The sequence below is a fragment of the Microbacterium dauci genome, assembly GCF_030065535.1.
GTDB classification, from domain to species: Bacteria; Actinomycetota; Actinomycetes; order Actinomycetales; family Microbacteriaceae; genus Microbacterium; species Microbacterium dauci.
In genome coordinates this window covers 237,447-249,488 of sequence record NZ_JASJND010000006.1, presented here as the reverse complement: position 1 = coordinate 249,488, position 12,042 = coordinate 237,447, and the positions used below count along the sequence as shown (strand labels likewise).

Below are 12,042 nucleotides of genomic sequence, written 5' to 3'. Positions count from 1 at the left end.
CCCGTCAGTGCCCGGCGGTCGCCGCCGGCACCTCGTACTGCCGCGGCGTGCCGAAGCGGTGCGCCGTGATCGAGACCGCCTGCTCGCGCAGGAACGTCAGCAGCTCGACCTCGCCGGCGCTGACGACGTCACCGACGTAGACCGCGAGCGACGGCGACGCGTCGGAGAGCACCGTGACGTCCGCGAGCGTGCCGCCGAGCAGACGCACGCGTCCTCCCGTGCGCGCGAGCGCGCGGGCTCGCCGCGCCCACGCGTCATCGTCTTCGACGTGCGAGCGGACGCCGACGCCGTCGAGCCACGCGCGGACCGCAGCGGTCGGCGGGGTCGTTGTGCTGACGGTCACCTCGGATGCCGCGAGTCGACCGGCCGCGACGACGCGGACGAGTGCCGCCTCGTCGGCGTCCTCGACACGCACGGTGACGGGTACGGGTGCGTACCGGAGGACGTTCTGCTCGACGGCGAGCCCCGTGACGTCCTGTGCCGTCCCGAAGGTCGTGTGCCACGCGGCGCGGTCGCTCGTGAGCGCTGCCGCAAGCCACGCGCGGCGGTCCGGCGCGACGGCGGCGAGCGCCGCGTCGCCGAAGGCGTCGGTGCGGACGCGCGCCGCGGGCGCGGCATCCGCCCACGAACCGAAGCCGAAGAGGTAGTGCGGTCCGCCGGCCTTCGTCGTGGGGCCGACGACCGACTTCTTCCAGCCGCCGAACGGCTGGCGCTGCACGATCGCACCGGTCGTCCCACGGTTCACGTAGGCGTTGCCGGCCTCGACACCGGCGAGCCAGGTCTGGATCTCGTCGGGGTCGAGGGCGTGCAGCCCCGAGGTGAGGCCGTAGTCGATGCGGTTCACGAGCGCGATCGCCTCGTCCAGGGTCGCCGCGGTCATGATGCCGAGCACCGGGCCGAAGTACTCGGTCAGGTGGAACTCGCTCCCCGCCTGCACGCCGTCGCGGATGCCGGGCGTCCACCGTGCGCCCTCGTCGTCGAGCCTGCGCGGCTCGACGACCCACCGCTGCCCCGGCTCGAGCGTCGTGAGTGCGCGCAACAGCTTGCCGGCCGCGGGTTCGATGAGCGGCCCGATGCGCGACGCGGGCTCCCACGGGAGGCCGACCTCGAGCGACGTGACCGCGTCGATGAGCTGGGCGCGGAAGCGGCGGCTCGTGGCGACCGAGCCGACGAGGATGACGAGCGATGCCGCGGAGCACTTCTGGCCGGCATGCCCGAACGCCGAGAACGCCACGTCCTTCGCGGCGAGGTCGAGGTCGGCAGAGGGCGTCACGATGACCGCGTTCTTGCCGCTGGTCTCGGCCAGCAGGGGCAGGTCAGGCCGGAACGAGCGGAACAATTCGGCGGTCTCGTACGACCCGGTCAGCACAACCCGTTCGACGGCGGGGTGCGAGATGAGCCGCGCACCGAGGTCGCGCTCCGACACCTGCACGAGTCGCAGCACGTCGCGCGGGACCCCTGCCTCCCACAGCGCCTCGACCATGACCGAACCCGAGCGACGCGCGAGTGCGGCGGGCTTGATGACGACGGCGCTCCCCGCGGCGAGTGCGGCGAGCGTCGAGCCCGCGGGGATCGCGACGGGGAAGTTCCACGGCGGCGTGACGACGGTGAGTCCCACGGGTGTGAACGTCGCGCCGTCGACGTCAGCCAGTCGACGGCCCTGCTCGGCGTAGTAGTGGGCGAAGTCGATGGCTTCGCTCACCTCAGGGTCGGACTGCTCGATCACCTTGCCGCACTCGGCGCCCATGACCTCGAGCAGCTCGGCGCGGCGGCGCTCGAGCACATCGCCGGCACGGTGCAGGATCTCGGCACGAGCGTCGGGGCCGAGCGCACGCCAGGACGCGGCGGCCTCTGACGCGCCGACGAGCAGATCGTCGAGGTCGTCGACGTCCGTGATGACGGCGGCATCCGCCGTCGCGACACCGAGGTCGGAGTGTTCCATGCGGGCGATGATCCCGTCGGCCCAGGCGCGGTTCACGGCGATGGCCGGGTCGGAGTCGGGCCGGTTCACGAAGCCGTTCGTCGGTGCCGGTTCAGGAGCGACCGTACGGTCCTGGACGCGGTGCGGGGCGGGGACGCCGTCCGGCATCGCGGCGACCGCCGCGCGGAAGCGCTGCTCCTCACGGGCGAAGAGGCTCGCGTCGTCGTCGAGGTCGAACACCGCCGACATGAAGTTCTCACTCGAGGCACCCTCCTCGAGACGCCGGATCAAGTAGGCGATGGCGACGTCGAACTCGCCGGGGTGCACGACCGGGGTGTAGAGCAGGATCGAGCCGACGGTCCGGCGGACGACGGCGGCCTGCGCGGTGGCCATGCCGAGCAGCATCTCGACGTCGATGCCCTCGGTGACCCCGCGACGGGTGGCGAGCAACCAGGCGAGCGCGATGTCGAACAGGTTGTGTCCCGCGACACCGATGCGCACGTTGCGCGTGTGCTCCGGGCGCAGCGCGTAGTCGAGCACGGCCTTGTACGACGCGTCGGACGCGAGCTTGGAGTGCCAGGTCGCGAGCGGCCAGTCGTGGACGTCGGCATCCACCCGCTCCATCGGCAAGTTCGCACCCTTCACGACGCGCACCTTGATGGGCGCTCCCCCGGCCGCGACGCGTGCCGCGGCCCACTCCTGCAGGCGGATCATCGCCGCGAGCGCGTCGGGCAGATACGCCTGCAGGACGATGCCGGCCTCGAGATCCTGGAACTCCGGCTCGTCCAGCACCGTCGTGAAGACGGCGAGGGTGAGGTCGAGGTCTTTGTACTCCTCCATGTCGAGGTTCACGAAGGTGCGCTGGTCGCGCGCGACGCGGTACAGCGGGCGGAGCGCCTCGACGGCGTCGGCGACCGCCGCATCGAACGCCCAGGGGGTGTGCGGTGCGACGGTCGACGACACCTTGATCGACACGTAGTCGACGTCCTCGCGCTCGAGCAGGCGGCGTGTGCCGGCGAGTCGGCGCGCCGCCTCCTTCTTGCCGAGAATCGCCTCGCCGAGGAGGTTGACGTTGAGGCGGATGCCGCTGTCGTTGGTGCCGCGGATCTTGGTGATTGCCGGGCCGAGACGCGAGTCGGTCGCGTCGACGATGAGGTGGCGCACCATCGAGCGCAGCGCGACCCGTGCTGCAGGGACGACGATGCCGGGGAGCACCGGCGCGAAGGTCGTACCGAGGCGGATCGCGGCCTTCAGATGCCACGGCAGGAATGCAGGGACGAGCGGCGCGAGCGCGGCGAGATTCCGGGCGGCGACGCGGGTGTCTTCGGGGCGGACGACGCCGTCGACGAAGCCGACCGTGAAGTCGAGACCGCGCGGGTCGCGGAGCACCCCTGCGAGCCGCTCGGCGGCGGCGTCGACGGGCTCGTCGCGGCTCTGCTCGAGCCACGTACGCACGAGCGCGACCGCCTCGTCGGCGAGCTCGGCGGGGGTGACGTCGGTGTCGGTGTCGGTCATTGCGCTCCTCGGGGTCAGGATCAGTGTGCGGCGCGCGACCCATCGACAAAAGCGAACGTTTATGATGAGTACTCATCACCCTGAGCGATGAATGGATGCCGCCATGTTCGAGCTCCGTCGCCTGCGACTGCTCCACGAACTCGCCGTCCGCGGCACCCTCGCCGCCGTGGCCGACGCGCTCAGCTACAGCCCCTCGTCCGTCTCGCAGCAACTCGCCCGCCTCGAAGCCGAGGCGGGCGTGCCGCTCCTCGAACCGGACGGCCGCCGCGTGCGCCTGACCGCGCACGGTCAGGCGCTCGCGGCCCACGCTGCCCGCATGCTGGACGAGGACGAGCTCGTCCGCGCCGAGCTCGAACGGATGCGCCCCTCGCTCGCGCCCGTGCGCGTCGCCGCGATGCAGTCGGCGGTGCTGGGACTCATCCCCCGCGCGCTGACCGCGCTGCACGCGAGCGTGCCCGACCTGCGCGTCGAGATCGTCGAACTACCGCCCGAGGAAGGGCTCTTCGAGCTCGCCGCCCGCGGATTCGACCTCGTCGTCGCCGAGCAGTATCCCGGCCACACGAGAGCGCATCGGGCGGGCATCGCCCGCACGCTGCTCGGCCACGACAGCATCCGGCTCGCGACCGCCGCCGGTGCGGCGGCGGTCGCGTTGGCCGACCTCGCGGACCGCCCCTGGGTCATGGAGCCGGTGGGAACCGCCGCGCGGGAGTGGACGACGCAGCAGTGCCGGGCTGCGGGCTTCGAACCCGACGTGCCCTTCGAGCTCGCCGACCTCACCGCGCACGTGACGCTGATCGGCGCGGGCGTCGCGGTCGGGATGCTGCCCACCCTGGTGTTCGCCGGCGCCCCCGCCCCGGTGCGCCTCGCCGACCTGCCGGGAGCCCCGCGTCGCGACGTGTTCGTCGCGACGCGGTCGGGGGCGGCCGATCGCCCCGGCATCCGAGCGGTTCGAGACGCCCTGCAGACCGCGTTCGACGACGCCCGCGTGGAGTGAGGTAGCCACTCGCCGGCGCGAGTGCACGCGCGGCATCCGCCACTGAGAAACCACGATCGCTCCGAAACACCACCGCAGCGCTGGTTTCTCGCGCCCGAATGGTTTCTCGCGAGCGGCCCCGCGGCGTCAGAGCACGGACGAGAAGCGCCCGCCGCGCCGTCAGTGCACCGGCATCCCGGCAGACGCCTCCGCGTTCTGCGGCCTCCGGACGAAGCAGGCGAGCGCGACGGCCGCCGAGGCGACGATCGCACCGACGAGGAACGCGGTGTGCGTGCCGGAGGCCGTTGCGGCCGTGGCATCCGCTCCATCGGCGGCCGCAGCGGCGGCACCGACTGACATCAGCGTCACGAACAGGGCCGTTCCGGCGGCACCCGCGACCTGCTGCATCGTGCCGACCGTCGCGCTGCCGTGCGAGTAGAGCTTCTGCGGCAGTGAGCCGAGCGCCGACGTCAGCAGCGGCGTGAAGACGAAGCCGAGCCCGAGGTTCAGGGTGATGTGGATGGCGATGATCCAGCCGGTGGTGGTCGCGGCGTCGAAGGTGGTCATCCCCCAGAGCGCGAGCGCGGCGACGATCATGCCCGGAACAACGAGTGGCGTCGGGCCGAACCGGTCGAACAGCGAGCCGACGATGGGCGCGATGACACCCATGAGGATGCCGCCGGGCAGGAGCAGCAAGCCGACTGCCAGCACGTCCATGCCGAGCACCTGCTGCAGGTAGATCGGCAGCAGGATGAGCGATCCGAACAGCGCCGACATCACGACGACGACGAGCGTGACCGCGAGGCTGAACGAACGCGAGCGGAACACGCGGAGATCGAGCAGCGCGGCATCCGTCCGCTGGAGGAACAGCTGTCGCGCGACGAACGCGGCGAGCGACACAGCGCCGATGACGAGCGGAATCCAGACCGGGACGGGCGCGTGGCCGGATGCCGACTCGCCGATCGAGCTGAGCCCGAAGATGAGGCCGCCGAAGCCGAGGGCCGAGAGGACGACGGAGAGGAGGTCGAAGTGCGCCTCGCGGGTCTCGGTGACGTTGCGGACCCAGAGCGCACCGAGTGCGAGCGACAGGAGCGCGATCGGCAGCACGAGCCAGAACATCCAGCGCCAGTCGAGCACCGACAGGATGAGCCCCGACACGGTCGGACCGACCGCCGGTGCGACCGCGATGACGATGCTGATGACGCCCATCATCCGACCGCGGTGGGTCGCGGGGACGATGTTGAGGACCGTCGTCATGAGCAACGGCATCATGATCGCGGTGCCGGATGCCTGAATGATGCGGCCGGCGAGCAGGACACCGAAGCCCGGTGCGAGTGCGGCGACGAGCGTGCCGAGCGCGAAAAGGCTCATCGCGGTGAGGAAGACATTCCGCAGCGGGAACCGGGCAAGAAGGTACCCCGTGAGCGGGATCACGATCGCCATGGTGAGCAGGAACCCCGTCGTGAGCCACTGCGCAGTCGCGGCGGTGATCTCGAGGTCGGCCATGAGGCGTGGCAACGCGACGCCCATGATCGTCTCGTTCAGAATGACCACGAATGCGGCAGCGACCAGCAGGGCGATGACGGGGCCGGTGCGGGGTGCGGCGGCGGTCGTGGGGACCGAGGCGGTGTCGGGGCGGGAGTCGCTGAGCGTCACGGGAGTGTCCTTCGTCGTACGGGGCGCGTCGGCGTTCCGATGCGGGCGCCGACGCGACGATGAGCCGACGTCACCATCATAAGTGGCAGTCACTGCCACTTTGGCGCGTTATGCAAGAATTTACCTGTGACTCCAGGAGAAGACCCCGTCGACGCTCCTGCGCCCGGGTTGCGGGAGCGACGTCGGCGCGAGACCCTGCGGGAGCTTTCGGATGCCGCGCTCGACCTGTTCGAGGAGCAGGGCGTCGACGGCACGACGGTCGACGACATCACCCGCCGGGCGGGCACGTCGCCGCGCACCTTCTTCCGCTACTACGCGACGAAGGAGGCGGCGGTCCTCCCGTCCACTGAAGACACCGAGTCGCAAATCGCCGCGGTCGCCGACGCCATCGCGCGGGGTGAGTCGCTGATCCGCGCCATCGAGGCGAACTGGCTGACGATCCTGACGGAGTTCGACGAGACGCCCGCCGAGCACGCGCGGGCGCTGCGCGTGCGCCGCCTCGTCGGCGCCGAGCCGACGATCCTGGCGCTCGCGCTGCGCATCGAGGCAGAGCACGCCGACCGGCTCACCGATGCCGCAGCGGATGCCACGGGGCCGGGCGCCGATCTCCTCACGATCCGCGCGGCCGTCGCTGCGACCTCACTGCTTGTCCGCCTCGCGTTCGAGGAGTGGGCGATCCGCGCCGAGCAGGGCGAGTCGATCCGCGTCCGTGAGACCTACCTCGGCCTGCGGCGAGGCTTGGGCTCGCTCGCCGCGCAGCTCACCGACGACCTCGAGGGCTGAGCACGGACGGAGCGGACCGCGTGGCGACGCTCGGACCGCCAGAAACCATCCTGGGCGCGAAACCCCACCGCGCGCATGGTTTCTCGCGCAGGAGTGGTTTCTCGCGAGCGGATGCCGCGGCGCGACGCGCGCCCAGACGCAACAAAACCCCCGGGTGGAGCCGGGGGCTTTGCGTAGCGGGAGCGGGGCTTGAACCCGCGACCTCACGATTATGAGTCGTGCGCTCTGACCAGCTGAGCTACCCCGCCGCGAATCACCCGAAGGTGTCTTGCGAGCCCCGAGTCAGGATTGAACTGACGACCCCTTCCTTACCATGGAAGTGCTCTGCCACTGAGCTATCGGGGCGTGCTGCCTGCGAGCAGGCAACTAGAAGAGGATACCAGAGCCGCGGCATCCCACCGAACGCGGATCAGTCCGTGTGCTCGTACAGCCACGCCATCGGGTCGACCCGCTGCGTGCCGCCGAGGAGGACCTCGAGGTGCAGATGCGGACCCGTCGCCTTGCCGGTCGAGCCGACCGTGCCGATCACGTCGCCGACTTCGACGGTGTCGCCCGGCGACACCCGCAGCGAGCCGTACTCCATGTGGCCGTAGCGGGTCGAGACGAGCTGGCCGTCGATGATGTGGTCGATGACGACGGTCACGCCGTAGTCACCGCCGCCTTCGGTCGCGATCCGGACGGTTCCGGCGGCGACCGCGTGGATCTCCGCGCCGCGTCCCGGCGTCAGGTCGACGCCACGGTGCGGCGTCGAGAACTTCGACAGGTACGACGTCGAGCCGTACGCAGCCGAGATCGGAACGCCGACCGGGAAGGGCCACTGGATGTCGGCACCGGTGTCATTGACCCAGGTGCCGGCGAACTGTGTGACTCCCGAGTCGGCGGCGACATCCGCCATCGACTCGATGTCGTAGGACTCCGAACGGACGAGATCCGATGCCTTCATGTCGGATGCCGCGACGTACGCCTGGATCTCGCTCTTCGCGTTCGTGCTCTCCGGCGCGACGATCGAGATGTCGCCCGAGACGGCCGAGCCGAACGCGGTGACGGCCGACACGGGCGTCGTGGTCGCGAAGGCCAGCGCGCCGACGACACCGACGACGCCGACCGAGAACGATGCCGCAGCGACGCGCTTGAAGACGACGCGTCCGCGGCGCGGCTTCGGCGCGGTGAGGGCAGCAGCCCCCGCACGTGAGGTCGGCACGTGCTGTCCCTCGTGCGCGGCGCGCGCAACCTGAATCGGCGTCTCGCCGGTGAAGGCGAACGCCTCGGCGGCCAGCGCGAACTCGTCGACGAGTGTCGCCGCGGCGGGAATGTGCGTGGACGAGGCGGAGGGCAGGACGATCGTCTCGTCCAGGAAGATCTGCCCCGCGGGCGCGGTGGGAACCTCAGGCGCCTCGACCGGCGTCGCAGCGTGACGCGCACTGCGGTCGCGGCGACGGAGCGGAAGCGTGACGGCCGTCTCGACGACGACCTGCTCGACGATGGACGCCGCGGGCTCCTGCGCCGCCGCGAGCGCTGCTGCCTCAGCCGCGCGACGGCGGTATTCCGAGCGCGTCAGCGTCGCGTCGGACGCCGCGCGGGTGCGCCGATCGCGACGGCCGCCGGAGGCGTCGGTCGCAGGGGTGTCGAGGGTCAAACGCGCAGGGCTCTCGGGATCATGCGGCTGATGCCGCGGGCTTGGGCTTCACGATCTCACGCTCGGGCAAGCGTTGGTAACGATCAGATAACCACGGTACACGACGGCGCTGGAAAAGCCATGTGCGATCACTCCCCGATCGCGTCGAGCAGACGTGCGTGCAACGAAACGGATGCCGCGACCGTCATCGCCCGTCCGGGACGCCCGCCGGGCAGCCCCGAGACGACTCCCCCGGCCTCTTCGACGAGCAGCGCACCCGCCGCATGATCCCAGGGGTGCAGGCCCCGCTCGAAGTAGCCGTCGAGCCGACCGGCGGCGACGTACGCGAGGTCGAGTGAGGCGGCGCCGGCACGGCGGATATCGCGCGCAAGGGGCATCACCCGAGCGAGGCGGGCCAGGTCGCCGGCGTGGGTCGCTGGGTCGTAGCCGAACCCGGTCGCCAGCAACGCACCGGCCGCACCGACCTCCGACACTGCGATGCGCTGACCATCGAGGAAGGCTCCCTCGCCGCGGGTCGCCGTGAAGGTCTCGCCGACCGCGGGGTTGTGGACGACGCCTACGAGCCACGACCACGCGCTCGGCTCGGGCTCACCCTCGACCGCCGCGATGCTCACCGCGTAGTGCGGCATCCCGTAGGCATAGTTCACCGTGCCGTCGATCGGGTCGACGACCCAGGTGATCCCCGACGTGCCGCGCTCGGCCCCCGACTCCTCGCCGAGGAATCCGTCGTCGGGTCGCGCCTCGTCGAGCCGGGCGCGGATCAGCGTCTCGACCTCGCGGTCCGCTTCGGTGACGATGTCGGCGAGCGCCGACTTCGTCGCGGCGATCGCCACGCCCTCGGCGCGTCGGCGGCGCGCGAGCGCACCGGCTTCGCGGGCGATGTCGAGGGCGAGGTCGGCGAGCGCGGCGGCATCCATGCTCCCCACGCTATCCCGGCTAGGTTGGGCCCATGTCAGCGCTCCAGGACGTCATCATCGTCGGCGGTGGGCACAATGCGCTCGTCGCCGCCGCGTACCTCGCCCGTGCCGGAAAGGCGGTGACCGTGCTCGAGCGGCTCGACCGCGTCGGCGGCGCTGCGGTGTCTGAGCGCCCCTGGGACGGCGTCGACGCCCGGCTCTCGCGCTACTCCTACCTCGTGAGCCTGTTGCCGGTCTCGATCATCCGCGACCTCAACCTCGACATCCGCCTCAAGCGTCGTCGGTACTCGTCGTACACCCCACTGCCGGGCGATCCCGCCCGCGGGATCCTCGTGGATCGTGGCGACGCCGACGCGACCGCCGACAGTTTCCTCCGGACGACGGGGGATGCCGCCGAGTCGACCCGCTACGAACGATTCGGCGAGCGACTCCTCCCCCTCGCGCAGACCCTGTTCCCGACTGTCACCTCCCCGCTCCGCCGCGAGCGCGACGTGCGTGCGGCGGTCGGTGACGACGACCTGTGGGACGCGGTGACCGCACGCCCGCTCGGCGACCTGATCCGTGCGTCACTGTCCACTGATGTCGCGCGGGGTATCGCGCTGACCGACGGCCTCATCGGCACGTTCGCGACTGCAGATGATGCGTCACTCCGACAGAACCGCTGCTTCCTCTACCACGTGATCGGCGGCGGGACCGGGGACTGGGACGTGCCGATCGGCGGCATGGGCACCGTCAGCGGCGCGCTCGAGCGCGCCGCGCGTGACGCCGGTGCGCACCTCCGTACCGGCGCGACGGTCACCGCGATCACCCCCGACGGCGAGGTCACGCTCGACTCCGGCGAGACACTCGCGGCGAAGCTCGTGCTGAGCGGCGTCGGTCCTGCGGTCCTCGACGGCCTGCTCGGGAGCGAGGGTGCTCTCGAAGCCCCCGAGGGTGCGCAGGTGAAGGTCAACATGCTGCTGCGCCGACTCCCGCGCCTGCACGACACGACGGTCGCTCCCGAGGCCGCGTTCGCAGGGACGTTCCACATCAATGAGACCCTGACCCAGTTGGATGCCGCGCACGCGAGCGCTGCGGCCGGCGGCATCCCGGATCCCCTGCCGGCCGAGATCTACTGCCACTCTCTGACCGACCCGTCGATTCTGGGGCCGGAGCTGCGGGAGTCGGGCGCGCAGACGCTGACGCTGTTCGGCCTGCAGGTGCCGCACCGTCTGGTCGACGCCGGTGGCATCGACCGCGATGCCCTGCTCGCGGCCGCCCAACGCTCGCTCGACTCGGTGCTCGCGGAGCCGATCGCGGACGTCGTGTTCGAGGCGCCCGACGGCACGCCGTGTATCGAGGCGCGGACGACAGCCGACCTCGAGGCGTCACTCGGCATGCGCGGCGGCGACATCTTCCACGGCGATCTCTCGTGGCCGTGGGCACAGGACGACGCTGAGCTCGAGACCCCCGCGCAGCGGTGGGGTGTCGCGACCGCGCACGACCGGGTGTTGGTGTGCGGTGCCGGCGCACAGCGCGGTGGCGCGGTCAGCGGCATCGGCGGCCACAACGCGGCGATGGCCGCGCTGGAGTTGCTCGGCAGCTGAGCCGTTAGGGCTGCGGCGGCGCCGGCGGCGCAGGCGGGTAGACCGGCGGCGCGGGCTGCTCGGGCGCGGCGTGCCGCGCCGAGGGAGCGGTGTCGTCAGGGATCGGCGCGGCGGTGTCGGCGACCGGCGCAGACGGCTGCTGCGGGTAGGTCGGCCACCCGGTGTAGTACGCGTTCCAGTCCGGCGAGCCGTCGGGCATGACCGGGAGCGGGGTGCGACCGTCGGCGAACGTCGGCCAGCCCTGCTGCGGGGCCGGTGGCTGCTGCGCCTGCGTGTACTGCCCCGCGTGCTGCGTGGCATGCGGCTGCGGCGCTGCGTGCTGCGGGGCGGCGCCGTATCCGGACAGCGGCGCGGCCGGGCGCGGCCGCTTCGGCGCGAACAGCGCGTTCACGAGCGGCACGAGTGCGGTGCCGACTGCGACGAGGATCGCGAGCGCGACGACCACGCGCCAGTAGATCGGCAGGAAGTCCACGAACTCCGAGAACATCAGCGAGACGGTGAGCATGATCGCGAGGATCACGAGCAGCCCCATCGTCACGTAGGCGACGACGCTGGTGAAGGTGGTCTGGTAGCGACCGAACGCCTTGGAGTAGAGGCGGATGTGCAGAAGCACGCCCTGCAGGATCAGCACGATCAGGAGGAACTTGAAGAATCGCGCGATGCCGACGTCGTAGGCGCCGAACGCCTCCGGCATCCAGATCATGAAGGCGCCGACGATGAGCGCCGCGACCCACGAGACCATGCTCGCGAGCGAGAACCATGCCGCGCGCCGCGGCGCCAATGCCGCCTCGAGGATCGCCACTCCGGCGAAGGCTGCGAGCAGGAAGATCGTGAGGAAGGCTCGGCCGACGAGGCCGTTCGCGTCGCCGATCAGGACCCATACGACGCACACGAGGGCGGCGGCGATGAGTGCACCGATGGCGACCCAGATGGCGGCGCGGAAGATCTTCGTCGATCCGGGGGCGGTGATCGGTTCGCTCATCGTCGGTCCCTTCCGCGGGTGGCCCCGCGCTCGCCCCCATCCTGTCAGACCGACCCCCGACGCGGGTCGGGTG

Annotated in this window: 8 protein-coding genes and 2 tRNA genes; 3 read left to right on the top strand and 7 right to left on the bottom strand. The window is 71.3% G+C overall.

What is annotated here, in order from left to right; genetic code table 11:
* Positions 1-4: 4 nt before the first annotated feature.
* Positions 5-3,436, bottom strand: coding sequence for a bifunctional proline dehydrogenase/L-glutamate gamma-semialdehyde dehydrogenase (locus QNI14_RS09995; protein ID WP_283716448.1), 3,432 nt, complete (start codon positions 3,434-3,436; stop codon positions 5-7).
* Positions 3,437-3,539: 103 nt separating this feature from the next.
* On the opposite strand from QNI14_RS09995, the gene QNI14_RS09990 reads away from it, so the two are divergent.
* Positions 3,540-4,430, top strand: a complete 891-nt coding sequence (locus tag QNI14_RS09990) for a LysR family transcriptional regulator (RefSeq protein WP_283716447.1) — start codon at positions 3,540-3,542, stop codon at positions 4,428-4,430.
* A 159-nt stretch (positions 4,431-4,589) separates the two neighbouring features.
* Here the strand turns inward: QNI14_RS09990 and QNI14_RS09985 are convergent, their stop codons facing one another.
* Positions 4,590-6,065 (bottom strand): MDR family MFS transporter, encoded by a 1,476-nt coding sequence (locus tag QNI14_RS09985; protein ID WP_283716446.1) that lies wholly within the window; start codon positions 6,063-6,065, stop codon positions 4,590-4,592.
* Between the two features lie 126 nt (positions 6,066-6,191).
* On the opposite strand from QNI14_RS09985, the gene QNI14_RS09980 reads away from it, so the two are divergent.
* Complete coding sequence (locus QNI14_RS09980; RefSeq protein ID WP_283716445.1) at positions 6,192-6,848, top strand: TetR family transcriptional regulator; 657 nt, start codon at positions 6,192-6,194, stop codon at positions 6,846-6,848.
* A gap of 174 nt (positions 6,849-7,022) precedes the next feature.
* Here the strand turns inward: QNI14_RS09980 and QNI14_RS09975 are convergent.
* The 4 genes from QNI14_RS09975 to QNI14_RS09960 form a co-directional block, all read right to left on the bottom strand.
* Positions 7,023-7,096: transfer RNA gene (locus QNI14_RS09975), tRNA-Met, on the bottom strand.
* Positions 7,097-7,121: 25 nt separating this feature from the next.
* A tRNA-Thr gene (locus QNI14_RS09970) sits at positions 7,122-7,193 on the bottom strand.
* Between the two features lie 64 nt (positions 7,194-7,257).
* The gene (locus tag QNI14_RS09965) at positions 7,258-8,484 is read right to left on the bottom strand and encodes a M23 family metallopeptidase (protein WP_283716444.1); all 1,227 of its coding nucleotides are present in this window, start codon (positions 8,482-8,484) and stop codon (positions 7,258-7,260) included.
* Positions 8,485-8,612: 128 nt separating this feature from the next.
* Positions 8,613-9,401, bottom strand: a complete 789-nt coding sequence (locus tag QNI14_RS09960) for an inositol monophosphatase family protein (protein WP_283716443.1) — start codon at positions 9,399-9,401, stop codon at positions 8,613-8,615.
* A 32-nt stretch (positions 9,402-9,433) separates the two neighbouring features.
* Between QNI14_RS09960 and QNI14_RS09955 the strand changes: the two genes are divergently transcribed.
* Positions 9,434-10,987 (top strand): phytoene desaturase family protein, encoded by a 1,554-nt coding sequence (locus QNI14_RS09955; protein WP_283716442.1) that lies wholly within the window; start codon positions 9,434-9,436, stop codon positions 10,985-10,987.
* 4 nt (positions 10,988-10,991) lie between these two features.
* Here QNI14_RS09955 and QNI14_RS09950 read toward each other — a convergent pair whose 3' ends face one another.
* Positions 10,992-11,969 carry a hypothetical protein gene (locus QNI14_RS09950; protein ID WP_283716441.1) on the bottom strand — a complete coding sequence of 326 codons (978 nt, stop codon included), beginning with the start codon at positions 11,967-11,969 and terminating at the stop codon, positions 10,992-10,994.
* Positions 11,970-12,042 lie beyond the last annotated feature (73 nt).